16 protein-coding genes are annotated in these 16,094 nt (G+C 72.2%); 7 read left to right on the forward strand and 9 right to left on the reverse strand.

Features of this window, described 5'->3' with window-relative positions; all coding sequences use genetic code 11:
* Window positions 1–26 precede the first annotated feature (26 nt).
* Window positions 27–437 carry a hypothetical protein gene (locus IEZ31_RS08965; protein WP_190249295.1) on the reverse strand — a complete coding sequence of 137 codons (411 nt, stop codon included), beginning with the start codon at window positions 435–437 and terminating at the stop codon, window positions 27–29.
* 36 nt (window positions 438–473) lie between these two features.
* Here IEZ31_RS08965 and IEZ31_RS08970 point away from each other — a divergent pair, with 36 nt between their 5' ends.
* Both IEZ31_RS08970 and IEZ31_RS08975 read left to right on the forward strand, forming a co-directional pair.
* Window positions 474–1,073, forward strand: a complete 600-nt coding sequence (locus IEZ31_RS08970) for a CGNR zinc finger domain-containing protein (RefSeq protein ID WP_190249296.1) — start codon at window positions 474–476, stop codon at window positions 1,071–1,073.
* 20 nt (window positions 1,074–1,093) lie between these two features.
* Window positions 1,094–2,659: an outer membrane protein assembly factor BamB family protein gene (locus tag IEZ31_RS08975; RefSeq protein WP_190249297.1), complete on the forward strand. Its 1,566-nt coding sequence runs from the start codon at window positions 1,094–1,096 to the stop codon at window positions 2,657–2,659.
* Between the two features lie 63 nt (window positions 2,660–2,722).
* On the opposite strand, the gene IEZ31_RS08980 is transcribed toward IEZ31_RS08975, so the two are convergent.
* Window positions 2,723–3,589 carry a bifunctional methylenetetrahydrofolate dehydrogenase/methenyltetrahydrofolate cyclohydrolase gene (locus tag IEZ31_RS08980; RefSeq protein ID WP_190249298.1) on the reverse strand — a complete coding sequence of 289 codons (867 nt, stop codon included), beginning with the start codon at window positions 3,587–3,589 and terminating at the stop codon, window positions 2,723–2,725.
* A 30-nt stretch (window positions 3,590–3,619) separates the two neighbouring features.
* On the opposite strand from IEZ31_RS08980, the gene IEZ31_RS08985 reads away from it, so the two are divergent.
* Complete coding sequence (locus IEZ31_RS08985; RefSeq protein WP_190249299.1) at window positions 3,620–4,549, forward strand: serine hydrolase; 930 nt, start codon at window positions 3,620–3,622, stop codon at window positions 4,547–4,549.
* Here IEZ31_RS08985 and purH read toward each other — a convergent pair whose 3' ends face one another.
* Together purH and purN are read right to left on the reverse strand one after the other, a co-directional pair.
* The gene (gene purH / locus IEZ31_RS08990) at window positions 4,550–6,079 is read right to left on the reverse strand and encodes a bifunctional phosphoribosylaminoimidazolecarboxamide formyltransferase/IMP cyclohydrolase (RefSeq protein WP_190249300.1); all 1,530 of its coding nucleotides are present in this window, start codon (window positions 6,077–6,079) and stop codon (window positions 4,550–4,552) included.
* On the reverse strand, window positions 6,066–6,677 hold the full coding sequence (gene purN, locus IEZ31_RS08995; protein WP_373294540.1) for a phosphoribosylglycinamide formyltransferase: 612 nt from the start codon (window positions 6,675–6,677) through the stop codon (window positions 6,066–6,068). The genes purH and purN overlap by 14 nt, the downstream gene beginning before the upstream one ends.
* Window positions 6,678–6,877: 200 nt before the next feature.
* On the opposite strand from purN, the gene IEZ31_RS09000 reads away from it, so the two are divergent.
* Window positions 6,878–7,462, forward strand: a complete 585-nt coding sequence (locus IEZ31_RS09000) for a DUF4190 domain-containing protein (RefSeq protein WP_373294541.1) — start codon at window positions 6,878–6,880, stop codon at window positions 7,460–7,462.
* Between the two features lie 42 nt (window positions 7,463–7,504).
* On the opposite strand, the gene IEZ31_RS09005 is transcribed toward IEZ31_RS09000, so the two are convergent.
* The 4 genes from IEZ31_RS09005 to icmB form a co-directional block, all read right to left on the reverse strand.
* On the reverse strand, window positions 7,505–8,812 hold the full coding sequence (locus IEZ31_RS09005) for a cell division protein PerM (RefSeq protein WP_229834513.1): 1,308 nt from the start codon (window positions 8,810–8,812) through the stop codon (window positions 7,505–7,507).
* 66 nt (window positions 8,813–8,878) lie between these two features.
* Complete coding sequence (gene sucD, locus IEZ31_RS09010; protein ID WP_190249302.1) at window positions 8,879–9,766, reverse strand: succinate--CoA ligase subunit alpha; 888 nt, start codon at window positions 9,764–9,766, stop codon at window positions 8,879–8,881.
* A 5-nt stretch (window positions 9,767–9,771) separates the two neighbouring features.
* Window positions 9,772–10,947, reverse strand: coding sequence for an ADP-forming succinate--CoA ligase subunit beta (gene sucC, locus IEZ31_RS09015; RefSeq protein WP_190249303.1), 1,176 nt, complete (start codon window positions 10,945–10,947; stop codon window positions 9,772–9,774).
* Between the two features lie 351 nt (window positions 10,948–11,298).
* A complete protein-coding gene (icmB, locus tag IEZ31_RS09020) occupies window positions 11,299–11,691 on the reverse strand; it encodes a coenzyme B12-dependent isobutyryl CoA mutase small subunit (RefSeq protein ID WP_190249304.1) in 393 nt (130 codons plus the stop codon).
* A 253-nt stretch (window positions 11,692–11,944) separates the two neighbouring features.
* Here icmB and IEZ31_RS09025 point away from each other — a divergent pair, with 253 nt between their 5' ends.
* Complete coding sequence (locus tag IEZ31_RS09025; protein WP_190249305.1) at window positions 11,945–12,571, forward strand: M23 family metallopeptidase; 627 nt, start codon at window positions 11,945–11,947, stop codon at window positions 12,569–12,571.
* Window positions 12,572–12,843: 272 nt separating this feature from the next.
* Here the strand turns inward: IEZ31_RS09025 and pcrA are convergent, their stop codons facing one another.
* Entirely contained in the window at window positions 12,844–15,225 is a 2,382-nt protein-coding gene (pcrA, locus tag IEZ31_RS09030) for a DNA helicase PcrA (protein WP_190249306.1), read from the reverse strand.
* Window positions 15,226–15,532: 307 nt separating this feature from the next.
* Here pcrA and IEZ31_RS09035 point away from each other — a divergent pair, with 307 nt between their 5' ends.
* Together IEZ31_RS09035 and IEZ31_RS56195 are read left to right on the forward strand one after the other, a co-directional pair.
* Window positions 15,533–15,808 carry a chorismate mutase gene (locus IEZ31_RS09035; protein WP_190249454.1) on the forward strand — a complete coding sequence of 92 codons (276 nt, stop codon included), beginning with the start codon at window positions 15,533–15,535 and terminating at the stop codon, window positions 15,806–15,808.
* A partial coding sequence (locus IEZ31_RS56195) for a PIG-L deacetylase family protein (protein ID WP_229834515.1) occupies window positions 15,808–16,094 on the forward strand: 287 nt, incomplete at its 3' end. The genes IEZ31_RS09035 and IEZ31_RS56195, both read left to right, overlap by 1 nt.

Consider the following 16,094-nt stretch of genomic DNA (forward strand, 5'->3'; position numbering starts at 1 on the left):
CTAGCAGTACGAGCGTACTGGATTGGTCAGCTTGCGAGGACTCCGGCCCCCAGGCTGACGACGCCCGTCGCTAAGGACAGCGCACCCACCCAGACCAGGGCAATCGCCGCATTCGGCCGGTGGCGGTCCTTGCCCGCCGAGGCCGCGAAGAAGCCGCCCGACATGAGGATGGCCGCCGCCAGGACGCAGCTGCGCGACAACCAGCCGACGAGGCCGTCGAGCCGCGCCAGGTCGGCATAGAGGATCCCGACCAGGCCCAGCGTGACCAGGACGCCGGCGTGGGCGTGACCGGCGCGCGCGAAGGCCTGCTGGAACGGGGTCATCGGGACCGCACCGCGCACGATCTTCGTGAGGAACCAGCCACCGACCTCGATCGTCACGATCGACAGCAGTGCGATGCCGGCCAGGATCCGCCCGGCATCGGTGAACTCGAACATGCCCGCCCCCGTCACTGGCTAAGTTACGCTATGGCGGTGACGATAGGCGAAGGCGGCATCACCGGTCAAGTCGAGATAGACAGTTACGTCGAGACGTATCTCGACCTGTGCCTGACGCTGGTGAACGACCTGGCCGTGCCCACCCGGCAGGGCCGCCCGGCCGAGGGGCTGCGCGGCGCCTTCGCCGACCTGGCGGGGAGCACCCGCCTGCGGGGCTACGACGTGTCGTCGGCCGACGTCGACGTGCTGGCCACCGTGGCCGGCCGATTACGGGCGGCGCTCGACGCCTGCCTGGCCGGCGACCTGCACAGCGCGGCGGGCGTGCTCAACGGCGTGCTGCGGGAGCACGGTGCGGTGCCGAATCTTCACGCCAGTCCCGACGGGCTGCCGCAACTGTCCTTCCACGCCCACTCCGCCACGATCGTCGATGCCTGGGCCGCGGAGTCCGCCACGGCCGTGGCCTTCCTGGTCGGCACGCGCCAGACGCACCGGCTCGGCCGGTGCGCGGCCGACGCCTGCGACGCCTACTTCCTCGACGCTACGAAGAACACGTCCCGCCGGTTCTGCTCGCTGGCGTGTCAGAACCGGGCGAAGTCGGCGGCTTACCGACAGAAGCAGCGGTCGAAATTGTCATAGGGACCCGTCATCCTGTTGCCGTGAATCTCGTCGTCCGCCTGTGCGGGCTCATCGTCCTGGCGCTCGGCACCGCCGCCACCGTCGCCGGCCTCGCGCTGCCCTGGACCATGTCCGGTGGCCTGCACCCCGACCTGACGACGATCGCCGGCATCGCCTTCCTGGGGCCGCTGCTCGGCCTGCTGTGCCTGGCCTATGCGCGCCACGACCCGCGCCGCTTCCGGCTGGTCGCGGCGGTCGCCGGCGTCGCCGCGGTGGCGGCCCTGCTCGTCGCCGTCGGCCTGGCCCGGCTGGTGTCGCCGAGCGCGGGCGTCGCCGTGGGTGGCCCGCTCGCGGTCGTCGGCTCGGCCCTCGCCGTCCTCGGCTGGCTCCTGCTGCTCGTCGCCGGCCCGGGCCGGATCACGTTCGCCGGCCGGAGGTCCTGGCTGGCCGCGGCGCTCACGGTCGCGCTGGCGCTGCTCGCGTCGTTCGTGGGCATCGACTGGGCGCGGGAGGGCCGGTTCGTCGACGCGACCACGGCCGGTGCGCGGCCCGCCGGCCCGGCCCCGGCCTGGCCGTTGCAGCTGGCCGGGGTGCAGCTCGTCGGCGTGCACGAGGACCTGGTGATCCTGCGCGGCGCCGACGGGATCCGGGCGGTGTGGCTCGGCTCGGGGACGACCGCCTGGCAATACCTGCGGTCCGACCTGCCCAGCTCGACGGCGGGGCTGGTCGACGGCGCGGTGGTCGTGGTGTTCGGCACCGACGACGGGATCCTGGTGACCGCGCTCGACGCGGGCAGCGGCGCCGAGCGGTTCTCGCGGCGGTTCGAGTCGGGGAAGATGGCGACGGTCCGGGCGGCGGGGCGCATCGCCGTCCTCTCCAACCTCGGCATCGGCGCGGGCGACCTGCTCGGGATCGACGCCCGCGACGGGGCGCTGCGCTGGCGGTGGACCCCGGAGCGCAACGGCGGCCCGTGCGACGTGACCGACCTGGCCTCGACGTCCGAGACGGTCGCCGTGGCCATGCGGTGCCGCGCCACCGGCGTCGACGACATGGCCGTGGGCCTGACCGCCGACGGCGGCGCCGAGCGGTGGTCGTGGCACGCGATCCAGCGCACCAACCCGGAGCTGCGGGTGTTCGCCGTCGGCGCGGGCTTCGTGACCGTGACCGGCGTCCCGCACCGGGCGACGTATATGGACGCCGTGACCGGCTCGGTCGGCGCCCGCCACGACGCGGCCGGCGCCCTGGCCCTCGCCGCGGGCACCACCGTGCTCTACGCGGAGCCGAGCGCCGACCGCCCCCACCTGGCGGCCGTCGACGCCCGCACGGGCGGCGTGAAGTGGGACGTGGCGTTACCCGGCCTGGGCGGTCACCAGCCGCTCACGGGCGCGGCCGACGACGGCCAGGCCCACCTGCTGTGGCGCTCGCCGGACGGCGCGCTGCGCCTGCTGACGGTCACCACGGAGAACGGCGCCATCCCGTCGGCGGCCCGCACGATCTCCTGCCCGGCCAAGTGCCCGGACACCACGGCGGTCGCCGCGGGCAGCGGCCACACGGCGGTCACGGTCCGCGACGAGAAGGCCACGACCCTGTACCTCACCGTTCCGTAGCCCCACGAGTCCGGCGCCGGCGAGTGGACGGCGGGCGGCGCGGCGCTGGCGTCGGGGTCGTTGTCAGAGCGTGGCGCGTTCGGCCAGTTCCACCACGTTGGTGAGGAGCATGGCCCTGGTCATCGGGCCCACGCCGCCGGGCATCGGGGCCAGGTAGCCCGCCACCTCGGCCACCTCCGGGGCCACGTCCCCCACCAGGCGGGCCTTGCCGTCCTCGTCGACCACCCGGGTCACGCCGACGTCCAGGACCGCGGCGCCCGGCTTCACCATGTCCGCGGTCAGGAGGCCCGCGGAGCCGGCCGCCACGATCACGATGTCCGCGGTGCGGGTGTGGGCGGCCAGGTCGCGGGTGCCGGTGTGGCACAGGGTCACCGTCGAGTTCTCGGACTTGCGGGTGAAGATCAGGCCCAGGGGGCGGCCCGCCGTCGTGCCGCGGCCGATGGCCGTCACCTCGGCGCCGTTCGTCGGCACGTGGTAGTGGCGGAGGAGCTGGACGATGCCGTTCGGGGTGCAGGGCAGCGGGGCCTCGATGTTCAGGACCAGGCGGCCCAGGTTCGTGGGGTGGAGGCCGTCGGCGTCCTTGTCCGGGTCGATGAGCTCGAGGATGCGCTGCTCGTCCAGGCCCTTCGGGAGCGGGAGCTGCACGATGTACCCGGTGCAGGCCGGGTCCTCGTTCAGCTCGCGGACGGCGGCCTCGACCTCGGCCTGGGTGGCGGTCTCCGGCAGGTCGCGGCGGATCGAGGCGATGCCCACCTCGGCGCAGTCGCGGTGCTTGCCCGCGACGTACGCGCGGGAGCCCGGGTCGTCGCCCACCAGGATCGTGCCCAGGCCGGGGACCACGCCGCGGTCGGCCAGCGCCTTCACGCGGCCGCGCAGGTCCTCCTTGATCGCCGCCGCTGTCGCCTTGCCGTCCAGTATCGTCGCCGTCACGCGAACGATCCTGCCACTAGAGTTCGGGAGATGTCCGTGCGGCGTGGCGTTGTCGCCCTCCTCACCCTGCTGACCCTCGTCGGATGCGGGGACAAGACCCCCACGCAGGCCACGCCGAACCAGGCCGGCCCCCAGGTCAGCGACGCCGGCTCGGAGACCAGCGCGCTGGGCCAGGCAAGCGTCCAGGCAAGCGTCCAGCCGAGCGCGAGCGGAGCCACCCCGGGCCAGAGCCGCCAGCAGCAGGCGAAGGCGTTCATCGAGCAGCAGCCCGGCACCATCGGCATCGTCGTCCGGGACCGCACCACGGGGCAGGTCTGGAAGGCCGGGAACACCACCGCCACCACCTGGACCGCCTCGACGATCAAGCTGGCCATCGCCGCCGATCTGCTCGAACGTCAGCGGGCGGGGCAGCTCAGGCTCGACCAGACCGACAAGGCCAACCTCGACAAGGCGCTCGTCAACTCGGACAACGACGCGGCGACGGCGCTGTGGAACAGGTACGACGGGGCCGGGATGTTGGAGCGGTTCCGGAGCCGGTTCGGGATGCGGTCGCTAGCGGTGGTCCAGGGGTACGACACCTTCTGGCGGAACCTCCGGTGCAGCGCCGACGACCTGCAGAACCTGATGACGTACGTGCTGGAGAAGCTGGCCCCGGAAGACCAGGCGTACCTGGTCGCCACCCTGCGGAAGGTCGCGAGCAACCAGCGGTGGGGCGTCTGGGCGGCCGGCAGCGCCCTCAAGCCCGGCAACAAGGACGGCTGGGCGCAGAAGCCGGTCAACGGCAGGACCGTCTGGGTGACGCACACGGTCGGGTTCGCGGGCGACGGCGAGCGGTACGTGGTCGCGGCCATGTACGAGCAGGGCGCGAGCGGGACCTTGGCGAAGGGCGCGCACGCGCTGAGCGACGCGGTCGCGCTGTACTTCGGTGCCAAGGTCCCCGCCCCGGTGACCCTGCCGTAGTTAGTGGTAGAAGTGCCGCGTGCCGGTGAGGTACATCGTGACGCCGGCCGCCTGGGCCGCCTTGATCACGTCCTCGTCGCGGATCGAGCCGCCCGGCTGCACGATCGCCTTGATGCCCGCGTCGATGAGGGCCTGCGGCCCGTCGGCGAACGGGAAGAACGCGTCGGAGGCCGCCACCGAGCCGGCCGCGCGGTCCCCGGCGCGGGAGACCGCGAGCCGCACCGAGTCCACCCGGTTCACCTGGCCCATGCCGACGCCGACCGTCGCGCCGTCGGCGGCGAGCAGGATGGCGTTGGACTTGACCGACCGGACCGCCCGCCAGGCGAACGCCAGATCACGCAGCGTCTCGGCGTCGGCCGGCGACCCGGTGACCAGCTTCCAGTTGACGGGGTCGTCGCCGTCGGCGTCGATGCGGTCCGCGGACTGCACCAGCACGCCGCCAGAGATCTGCCGCGACTCGGCCGCCGCGGGCTGCCAGGCCGGGGCGCGCAGCACCCGCAGGTTCTTCTTGGCGGTCAGCAGCGCGACGGCGCCGTCCTCGTACGCCGGTGCCACGACGACCTCGGTGAAGATCTCGCTGATCTGCTTGGCCAGGTCGACGGTGACGGGCGCGTTGACCGCGATGACGCCGCCGTAGGCGCTGACCGGGTCGCAGGCGTGCGCCTTGCGGTGCGCGTCGGCCACGTCGGCGCCGACGGCGATGCCGCACGGGTTGGCGTGCTTGATGATCGCGACGCACGGCTCGGCGAAGTCGTGCGCGGCACGCCAGGCGGCGTCGGCGTCGACGTAGTTGTTGTAGGACATCTCCTTGCCGCCGAGCTGCTCGGCCTGGGCCAGGCCGGGGGCGGCGGCCGGGTCGGCGTAGAGCGCCGCCGCCTGGTGCGGGTTCTCGCCGTACCGCAGCGTGGCCGACCGCCGAAGGGCCGTGCCGGCGAAGTTCGAGGAGAACCAGGCGGCCACGGCGACGTCGTACTCGGCGATGTGCGCGAACGCCGATGCCGCCAGCGCCCGCCGCTCGTCCAGCGTGAAGCCGCCGTCGGCCAGCGCCGCCAGTACCGCCGGATAATCCGAGGACGAGGTCACCACCGCGACGCTGGGGAAGTTCTTGGCGGCCGCGCGGACCATCGCCGGCCCGCCGATGTCGATCTGCTCGACGCACTCGTCCTCGGTCGCGCCCGAGGCGACCGTCTCGGTGAACGGGTACAGGTTCGACACGAGCAGCTCGAACGGCGCGATGCCCAGCTCGCCGAGCTGCGCCGCGTGGGCCTCCAGCCGCAGGTCGGCCAGCAGGCCGGCATGCACGCGCGGGTGCAGCGTCTTGACCCGCCCGTCGAGCGTCTCCGGGAAGCCGGTGAGCTCCTCGACCCGCGTGACCGGCAGCCCCGCCGCCTCGATCCGGGCGGCCGTCGAGCCGGTGGAGACCAGCTCGACCCCGGCACCGGCCAGGGCGCGGGCGAGGTCCTCCAGTCCGGTCTTGTCGTACACGCTGATGAGTGCTCGCCTGATGGGACGCCGGTTAGCCACGGCCAAGCCTGACCTTTCGTTCGTTGACGGTCCAGCCTTCGCGCGCCATCCGCCCGACCGTGTCGACCAGCTGGCGGCGCTCGGCAACTTTGATCCGCTCCAGGAGCGTGTCCTCGGTGTCGTCGTCGAGGACGGGCACCGCGACCTGCGCGATGATCGCCCCGGTGTCGACGCCGCTGTCGACGAAGTGGAGCGTGGCACCGGCGAGCTTCACGCCGTAGGCGAGCGCGTCGCGCGGGCCGTGTATACCCGGGAACGCCGGGAGCAACGCGTTGTGCGTGTTGACGTAGCGGCCCTCGAACTCGGCCAGGAAGCGCGGCCCGACGAGCTTGAGGAAGCCCGCGGAGACGATGAGATCCGGGTGGTACCGCAGGCAGGCCGCCGTCAGCGCCGCGTCCCACGCGTCCCGGTCGGCGAAGTCCTGCACCCGCGTCACGAAGGTGGGCACGCCGTGCCGCTCGGCGCGGGTGAGCCCCTCGATCCCGTCCCGGTCGGCACCGACCGCGACGACGGCGGCGCCGTAGGCCGGATCGGTGGCGGCGTCGAGCATGGCCTGCAGATTGGAGCCGGAACCGGACACGAGCACGACAAGCCGAACGGTCACCACGAAACTGTATCGACCGGGTCGGCCCTGCTCAGCGCCGGGCTGCCGGACATTACCGGATAAACACGGTCAAAAGATAGGAGTACTCTACGCAGAGTTGATCCGGACCAGTACGCTGCCGAAGTTCCGTATCCCTCTCGGGACTACCCTGGTGCGAATCACCACCAGCGGAGTTGTCCCTAGCCTTAGGAGCCATCGCAATGGGCTACCCACCACCGGGCCAGGATCCGTACGGGCAGCAGCCCAACCAGGATCCGTACGGTCAGCCCCAGTACGGTCAGCCGCAGTACGGCCAGCCCCAGCAGCCGGCGTACCAGGACCCCTACGCGCAGCCGCAGCAGCCGGCGTACCAGGACCCGTACGCGCAGCCGCAGCAGCCCGCGTACCAGGACCCGTACGCACAGCAGCCGCCGGTCTCCGGCTCGCCCTACCCGACCTCGGGCGGCGCCTACCCGACCTCCGGCGGCGCGTACCCGCAGCAGCCGGGGTACGGCACCCCCGGCTACGGCGGCCAGCAGCCGCAGAACACGCTCGGCCTCGTCGGCATGATTCTGGGCATCGCCGCGATCCCGCTGCTGTGCTGCTTCTACATCGGCTTCCCGCTCGGTATCGCCGCGGCCGTCCTCGGCTACCTGGGCATGAACAAGGCCAAGCAGGGCCTCGCCACCAACCGCGGCCAGGCGCTCGCCGGCCTGATCTGCGGTGGCGTCGCGATCGCCCTGTTCATCCTCTGGATGATCCTCTGGGCGGCGTTCGGCTTCTCGACGAGCTTCAGCTACCCGTAAGCCGGCCCGTAAGCCGATAGGAACACCAAAAGGAGCGCGGGACTACCCGCGCTCCTTTTTCGCGCGCAGGACCAGCTTGGTGGCGGTCGTCGCGAGCAGCGTGCCGATCGAGGTCATGAGCATCGCCACGAACGCGACCGCTCCGGCGTGCGGCCCGACCTGGGCCAGCCCGCCGCCGCCGAGCGAGCCGCCGGACGCGACGGACGCCAGGCCGAGCAGGACGCCGGCCACCGGGCCGGTCAGGGCCGCGGCGCCGAGCAGCGGCCACCAGCCCCGCCCGGGATCGTCGCGCAACGACCGGCGGGCGAGCAGCCACCCCGCGAGCAGGGCCGCGGCGAGCGGCAGCCCGAGCAGGAGCGGCGCCCAGCCGGTCGCCGGCGTCGACGGGAGTCCAGCCAGCAGCGGTACCGCTGGCAGCGGCCCCACCGACACCTCCGCCGCGCTGATCGTGGTCTCCGAGCCGATCTGGAAGCCGGGCCCGACGAGGTAGCTGGCCGCCCAGGTGGCGACGCCGGGTGCGAAGAACCCGCAGACCACGACCAGCCCGATCTGGCCGGCGATGCCGGTGTGGTAGTCGTCGATGATCTGGCTCGCGTCGCCGAAGCTGACCGCGACCGCCATGCCGGTCACGGCCGCGCCCGCCCCGAGGATGAGCAGGGCGGCCACGGCGCCGGTGCGGGTGGCGTCGCGCAGCACGCCGGGGAGCCGCGCCGCCAGCCTCGCGATGCCCCGCGCTTCGGTGAACGCCCCCAGGCCGGCGGCCACCAGCGCGAATCCGGCGAACGTGAACCCGGCGCGGACGATCGGGACGTCGATGCCCTTGTGGTCGGCGACCGCGGCCGCGACGACGCCGAGCACGCCGTAGACGAGCGCGACGCAGAGCGCCGCCCGGGCGGCCGGCCAGGGTGACCACCAGCCGCGCTTCGCCTTGGGCTTGCCGCGGGCGCCGATGGCGCGGGCGGTGTGGACGCCGGCCCGGTACACCCGCCAGACCGCGACGACGGTCAGGCCCAGCGGGGCGAGGCTGACCGGGCCGATGCCGGTCGCCAGCGGTACGAAATGGGCCAGCAGCCAGCCGGCGACCCCGAGCCGCAGGAGCTGCCCCAGCGGCGCCCCGGAGCTGTCGACGGCGTGCAGCAGCCAGACCACCACCAGGGTCGGGACCAGCGAGACCAGCGCCGCCCAGAGGGTCGTCACCGTCGCCGCGAGGGCGAGCGGGGCACGCCGGGCCGGGCGGCGGGCGGGCGGCTTGCCCCGCACCGGCCGCCGCTGGGCGGGCAGGCGCACGGTCTCCCGGTCGGCGAGCCGGGTCTGTGTCCCGTCCTCCGGTTCCTCAGGGGTGGTGGGCATCGGTCTTACTCTGTCAAAGACCGGACGGCCGGTCACTCACCCCGGCCGTCCGAATCCCTGCGATTTCTACAGCGCGTTCACGAGGTCGCGCATGAGGTTGGCGGTCTCGGTCGGGGTCTTGCCGACCCGCACGCCGACCGCCTCGAGCGCCGTCTTCTTGGCGTCGGCGGTGCCCGCCGAGCCGGAGATGATCGCGCCGGCGTGGCCCATGGTCTTGCCGGGCGGCGCGGTGAAGCCGGCGATGTAGCCGACGACCGGCTTGCGCACGTTGGACCGGATGAAGTCCGCGGCCCGCTCCTCGGCGTCGCCGCCGATCTCGCCGATCATGACGATCGCGGCGGTCTCCGGGTCGGCCTCGAACGCGGCGAGCGCGTCGATGTGGGTCGTGCCGATGACCGGGTCGCCGCCGATGCCGATGCACGTCGAGAAGCCGATGTCCCGCAGCTCGTACATCATCTGGTAGGTCAGGGTGCCCGACTTGCTGACCAGGCCGATCCGGCCCGGGCCGGTGATGTCGGCCGGGATGATGCCGGCGTTGGACTTGCCGGGGCTGGCGATGCCGGGGCAGTTCGGCCCGATGATGCGGGTCTTGCCGCCGGTGGCCCGCGCGTGCGCCCAGAACGCGGCGGTGTCGTGCACCGGCACGCCCTCGGTGATGACCACGGCGAGCGGGATCTGCGCGTCGATCGCCTCGATCGCGGCGGACTTGGTGCCCGCCGGCGGGACGAAGATCACGCTGGTGTCGGCGCCGGTCTGCTCCATCGCCTCCGCGACGCTCGCGAAGACCGGCAGCTTCGTGCCGTCGAAGTCGACCTGCTGGCCCGCCTTGCGCGGGTTGACGCCGCCGACGACGTCCGTGCCCGCGGCGAGCATGCGCCGGGTGTGCTTGGAGCCCTCGGCACCGGTCATGCCCTGGACGATGACCTTGCTGGACTCGGTCAGCCATACCGCCATGGTCGTTACACCCCACTCGCTGCGAGCTCGGCGGCGCGGCGGGCCGCCCCGTCCATCGTGTCGACCCGCTCGACGAGCGGGTTGGCGGCGTCGTCGAGGATGCGGCGCCCTTCCTCGGCGTTGTTGCCGTCGAGGCGGACCACGAGCGGCTTGGTGACCGCCTCGCCCCGGTCCGCGAGCAGCTGCAGGGCCTGCACGATGCCGTTGGCGACCGCGTCGCAGGCGGTGATGCCGCCGAAGACGTTGACGAAGACGCTCTTCACGTCGGGGTCGCCGAGCACGATCTCCAGGCCGTTGGCCATGACCTGCGCGCTCGCGCCGCCGCCGATGTCGAGGAAGTTGGCCGGCTTGCTGCCGAGGCTCTCGCCCGCGTAGGCGACCACGTCGAGGGTCGACATGACCAGGCCCGCGCCGTTGCCGATGATGCCGACGTTGCCGTCGAGCTTCACGTAGTTGAGGTTCTTCTCCTTGGCCGCCTGCTCCAGCGGGTCGACCGCGGCCTTGTCCTCGAGCTCCTCGTGGTCGGGGTGGCGGAAGTCCGCGTTGCCGTCCAGCGTGACCTTCGCGTCGAGGCACAGCACGGTGCCGTCGGCGGTCTTCGCGAGCGGGTTCACCTCGACGAGGGTCGCGTCCTCGGCGACGAACGCCTGCCAGAGCTTGACCGCGATGGCAACGACCTGGTCGGCGACCTCGGCCGGGAACTGCGCCTGCTCGACGATCTTCCGCGCGGTCGCCTCGTCGACGCCCTTGACCGCGTCGATCGCGACCTTGGCCACCTTCTCCGGCGCGTCGTGCGCGACCGTCTCGATCTCCATGCCGCCGGCGACGCTGGCGATGCACAGGAACGTGCGGTTCGCGCGGTCGAGCAGGTAGGAGAAGTAGTACTCCTCGGCGATGTCCGCCGTGGTGGTGACCATCACCTTGTGGACCGTGTGGCCCTTGATGTCCATGCCGAGGATGTTGGTGGCGTGGGTGGTCGCCTCGTCGGCGCCCTCGGCCAGCTTGACGCCGCCGGCCTTGCCACGGCCGCCGACCTTCACCTGAGCTTTGATGACGACCCGTCCGCCGAGATCCTCGGCGATCGCCCGGGCCGCTTCAGGGGTCTCGGCGACGCCGCCGTCAAGCACGGGCAGGCCGTGCTCGGCGAAGAGGGCGCGCCCCTGGTACTCGTACAGGTCCACAGTGGTCCCGATCCGTCAACCATGCCGTCTGCCCCATCGCGAGGACGGCTCAACGATCGCAGCCTAACGAGCCGCGCACGGGCGGCAACCGCGCGGTCTCCCGATGTGCGCGATTCCACTTCGGATGTCCCGAACGGGGGACGCGCGTAACCGCCCCCGAAGGCCGTCGTTGAGTGCAGTGTCGGCCCGCCCACGGGGCAGGTACCCCGGGGGCCGGGCCGGCACCAAGACGGCCGATGCCCTGTCGGTCGAGGGGTGGCGGCGGGGCATCGTGCGATAGAGGGGCCGGACGTGTGAGGGGTGCGTCCGGCCCCTCCCTTTTGTTTTCTTATCGGCATTTGCGTGCGTGAATCAAGCAATATGGCTGCGCGCCCATTCGACGATCGACTCGGTGGTCGCGCCGGGCGTGAAGATCCGGGCCACGCCGAGCCGCTCCAGCTCGGGCAGGTCCTCGTCGGGAATGATCCCTCCGCCGAACACCACGACGTCCTGCGCGCCCCGCTCGGCGAGCAGCTCGATGACCCGCCGGAACAGGGTCATGTGGGCGCCGGAGAGCACCGACAGGCCGACGGCGTCGGCGTCCTCCTGGATCGTGGTCTCGACGATCTGCTCCGGGGTCTGGTGCAGCCCGGTGTAGATGACCTCCATGCCGGCGTCCCGGAGTGCCCGGGCGACGATCTTCACGCCTCGATCGTGTCCGTCGAGGCCGGGTTTGGCGATGACGACGCGGGTCCGCGCGCTCATCTTCACCTGTCCTTCCCTTGTGGGGCGCTTTCCCAGAAGGTACCGCAGCGGCCTGCAACGACGCCGCGACGCCGCCGGTTACGCACAATCCCACCTGCTGGGGGTGTTTGCGGCGTGGCGCCCGCAACGTCTTGTGGCGCGCTTTCCGCATTGGCTACCGTGACGAATCTGTGCCTTTCCTTTTCCGCCCCGATATGGAGGTTTCCGCGTGGATGATCGCGTTCCGCGCGTGAATTATCGGGGCCGTCGGCGCATGCGGCCGGCGCCGAGCCGATATGCCGCCGTCCTCACCACCGCCGTCGTCGGCGCGGGCATCGTGGCCCTCGGCACCTCGGCCGCGCTGCCCGAGCCGCACACCGACGGCCTGTCGATGGAGGCGAGCAGCTTCGACGACGTCTCGGCCCGGTCGGCCACGCGGGCGAGCCGCGGCGACGGTCACTCGTCGACGGCCGGCCAGCCGGCCCCGGACGTGTGGATGCTCCCCCTGCGCAGCTACACGCTGACCTCGTTCTACGGCCAGCGCTGGGGCCGCCTGCACCCGGGCGTCGACCTCGGCGCCCCGCAGGGGACGCCGTTCGTCGCGGTGGCCGCCGGCACGGTTGCCCTCTGCCGGTGGAACGGCGGCTACGGCTACAACGTGATGATCGACCACGGCGACGGCCTCGTGACCGTCTACGGCCACGCCTCCAAGCTGCTCTGCCGCGAGGGCCAGCAGGTGCGGGCCGGCGACAAGATCGCATTGACGGGCAACACGGGCCACTCGTTCGGCTCCCACCTCCACTTCGAGGTGCGCGTGAACGACCGCCCGGTCGAGCCGCTCGCCTTCATGCGCAAGCACGGCGTGGACATCCAGAAACACACCGAGGCGATCTACTCCTGAGCCGCCCGCACCACGGCCTGCCGACACGAACCGCCGGGCCGTCACGAGGGTAGATCGACCAACGTCTGTCGGCAACGCGGCGGCGGCCGCACCGGGTCTTGATCGTTGGCGCGAGATGGCTGCCCTGGCGACCAGATCGCTCCAACGATCATGCCTCAGGTGTTGCAACCACCGCTTGAGCCCGCCCCGGCGACCAGACGGTTCCCACGATCATGGAGCGACGCCGGCCACCGTGGCGGCGGCCGGCGCGAAATCCCCGAACCCGGCCGGGGTCAGAGCTTGTCGATCGGGGCGTGCCGGAGCACGATCCACATCACCTGGTCGCCGAAGTCCACCTGGGCCTGCGCGCGGGCGCCCTGGCCCTCCACGGCGAGCACCCGCCCCAGGCCGTAGCGCTGGTGGTTGACCCGGTCGCCGACCGACAGGGCGGGCACGTCGCGCTGCAGCTCGCTCGCGGTCGAGAGCTTCGACGCGTCGAGGCCGAGCTTGGCGGCCAGCTGCGCGGCCTTCGGCGTGTTGCCGACGAAGGACGAGGTGCGCGACTGCGTGGCGCCGGAGCCGCGGCCGCCGACGCCGCCGCGGCCGGACCAGCTCGTATACGCCGCGTCCGTGCGCTCCCACCGGACCAGCTCCGGCGGCAGCTCCTCCAGGAAGCGCGACGGCGGGTTATACGCCGGCTGGCCCCAGGCGGAGCGCGTCACCGCCCGGGAGATATACAGCCGCTGGCGGGCGCGCGTGATGCCGACATAGGCCAGCCGGCGCTCCTCCTCCAGCTCCTTCTTGTCGCTCATCGACCGCTGGTGCGGGAAGACGCTGTCCTCCAGGCCGGTGAGGAACACCACCGGGAACTCCAGGCCCTTGGCGGTGTGCAGGGTCATCAGCGTGACGACGCCGGTGTGGTCGGGGTCGTCGTCGGGGATCTGGTCGGCGTCGGCGACGAGCGAGACCTGCTCCAGGAAGCCGGCGACGGTGGGCGGCGGGGCGGCGGTCGCGTCGCCCTGCTCGGCGGCGACGGCGACGGTGGCCTCGGTGCGCTCCGTATACTCCCGGGCGACGCTCACCAGCTCCTGCAGGTTCTCGACGCGGCCGGCCTCCTGCGGGTCGGTGCTCTCCTCCAGCTCGGCGAGGTAACCGGAGCGCTCCAGGGCGGCCTCCAGCACCTCCTCGGGCAGCGCCGTCTCGGCCATCACGCGCAGCTCGTCGAGCAGCGTGACGAACTCGCCGATCGCGTTGACGGCGCGGGTCGAGATGCCCGGCGCCTCCGGCGCGCGGCGCAGGGCGGCGCCGAACGAGATGCGCTCCCGGCTCGCGAGGGCCTCGATGCACGCCTCGGCGCGCTCGCCGATGCCGCGGCGCGGGGTGTTGAGGACCCGGCGGATGCTCACCGTGTCGTCGTCGTTGACCACCGCCCGCAGGTAGGCCAGCGCGTCGCGCACCTCCTTGCGCTCGTAGAACCGGACGCCGCCGACCACCTTGTACGGCAGGCCGAAGCGGATGAACATCTCCTCGAAGACCCGGGACTGCGCATTCGTGCGGTAGAAGACCGCGACGTCGGCCGGGCGCACGCCCTCGGTGTCGGCCAGCCGGTCGATCTCCCGGGCGACCCAGTCGGCCTCGGCGTGCTCGGTGTCGGCGACGTAGCCGACGATCTGCTCCCCCGCCCCCTGGTCGCTCCACAGCCGCTTGGGCTTGCGCTCGGTGTTGCGCCCGATCACCGCGTTGGCGGCGGAGAGGATCGTCTGGGTCGAGCGGTAGTTCTGCTCCAGCAGGATCGTGTGCGCATTGGGGAAGTCGCGCTCGAACTCCAGGATGTTGCGGATCGTGGCACCGCGGAACGCGTAGATCGACTGGTCGGCGTCACCCACGACGCACAGCTCGCCGGTGTCCCCGACCAGCTCCTTCACCAGCATGTACTGCGCGTGGTTGGTGTCCTGGTATTCGTCGACGAGCACGTGCCGGAACCGCCGCCGGTAGCTCTCCGCGACCTCCGGATGGCTCTGCAGCAGGTGGACGACGCGCATGATGAGGTCGTCGAAGTCGAGCGCGTGGGCCTCGGTGAGCCGCTGCTGGTAGAGCGTGTAGGCCTCGGCGAGGGCCCGCTCGGCCGGCCCCTTCGCGGAGGCGGCGAACGCCTCGTGGTCGACCAGCTCGTTCTTCAGGTTGGAGACCTGCGCCGCCAGGCCGCGCGCCGGATAGCGCTTCGGGTCGAGGTCGAGCTCGCGGGCCACGAGCTGCATGAGCCGGCGCGAGTCGTCGGCGTCGTAGATCGAGAACGTCGACTTGAGCCCGGCGTGGTCGTGCTCGGCCCGCAGGATGCGCACGCAGGCGGAGTGGAAGGTGGACACCCACATCAGCCGGGCGCGGTTGCCGACCAGCCGGCCGACCCGCTCCTTCATCTCGCCCGCGGCCTTGTTGGTGAACGTGATGGCGATGATCTCGCCGGGGTGCACGTTGCGCTTCGCCAGCAGATAGGCGATCCGGCTGGTGAGCACCTTGGTCTTGCCCGACCCCGCGCCGGCGACGATGAGCAGCGGCTGCCCCTCGTGGGTCACCGCGTCGCGCTGGGGGCCGTTGAGCCCCTCCAGCAGGTCAGGCTTGGGCTGACGCGGCGGCTGCGGCGTCGGGGTCTGAGGCACTTCGAAGAGAGCATGCATCGCAGGGGCGAGTCTATGCCGACCCACCGACACTTCCGCCCGACCCGGCCGTCGCGGGAGACCGAAACGCGACGATCCCATCCTGCGGAAGACCTTCACGCAGTCGTCAGGCGCGTGCCATACTCGGCTACGTGATCGAGCAGGTGCGCGACTACTTTTTTTACGGCTGCGGGAGTCCGGCAGCCGTAGGTCGCGCCTGATCGCCAAACCTACCGACGCCCCGGGCTCCCGCCCGGGGCGTTCGCGTTCCCGGGGCGGGGGCACCAGCCAGACCTGAGAAGGAACGACGAGAATGGCCGCCATCACGATGGAACAGCAGCCCGCCGACGCCCAGTCGGCCCCCGACGAACACATCGCCCAGCTCCGCACCCGCATCGACGAGATCGACGCGGCGCTCGTGGCGCTCTGGAAGGAGCGCGCCGCGATCTCGCAGGAGGTGGGCAAGACGCGCGTCGCCGCCGGCGGCACCCGGCTGGTGCTCTCGCGCGAGCGGGAGATCCTGGAGCGCTTCAGCGCCGAGCTCGGCGCCGACGGCACCCAGCTGGCCCTGCTCATCCTGCGCGCGGGCCGGGGGCCGCTGTAATGAGCTTTCCCCCCAGCGCCACCCCGCTCGACGACGTCCAGCGCGTGCTGTGCGTCTTCGCGCACCCCGACGACATCGACTTCGGCGCGGCCGGCACGGTCGCGCGCTGGGTCGACGCCGGCCTCGAGGTCGCGTACCTGCTGGTGACGCGCGGCGACGCCGGTGGGTTCGACGACACGCCCCGCGAGCAGATGCCGATCCTGCGGGAGTCGGAGCAGCGGGCGGCGGCCGCGGCGGTCGGGGTCAAGCAGGTGGAGTTCCTCGACGGCTACCGGGACGGGATCCT

It is taken from the genome of Dactylosporangium sucinum (genome assembly GCF_014647515.1).
GTDB classification, from domain to species: domain Bacteria; phylum Actinomycetota; class Actinomycetes; order Mycobacteriales; family Micromonosporaceae; genus Dactylosporangium; species Dactylosporangium sucinum.

Bases quoted from the DNA above. Each gene is read 5' to 3' on its own strand.
- IEZ31_RS08965 (WP_190249295.1), bottom strand. From the start codon at position 437: ATGTTCGAGTTCACCGATGCCGGGCGGATCCTGGCCGGCATCGCACTG.
- IEZ31_RS08985 (WP_190249299.1), top strand. From the start codon at position 3,620: ATGTCCGTGCGGCGTGGCGTTGTCGCCCTCCTCACCCTGCTGACCCTC.
- IEZ31_RS09000 (WP_373294541.1), top strand. From the start codon at position 6,878: ATGGGCTACCCACCACCGGGCCAGGATCCGTACGGGCAGCAGCCCAAC.
- IEZ31_RS09005 (WP_229834513.1), bottom strand. From the start codon at position 8,812: ATGCCCACCACCCCTGAGGAACCGGAGGACGGGACACAGACCCGGCTC.
- sucD (WP_190249302.1), bottom strand. From the start codon at position 9,766: ATGGCGGTATGGCTGACCGAGTCCAGCAAGGTCATCGTCCAGGGCATG.
- icmB (WP_190249304.1), bottom strand. From the start codon at position 11,691: ATGAGCGCGCGGACCCGCGTCGTCATCGCCAAACCCGGCCTCGACGGA.
- IEZ31_RS09025 (WP_190249305.1), top strand. From the start codon at position 11,945: ATGCGGCCGGCGCCGAGCCGATATGCCGCCGTCCTCACCACCGCCGTC.
- pcrA (WP_190249306.1), bottom strand. From the start codon at position 15,225: ATGCATGCTCTCTTCGAAGTGCCTCAGACCCCGACGCCGCAGCCGCCG.
- IEZ31_RS09035 (WP_190249454.1), top strand. From the start codon at position 15,533: ATGGAACAGCAGCCCGCCGACGCCCAGTCGGCCCCCGACGAACACATC.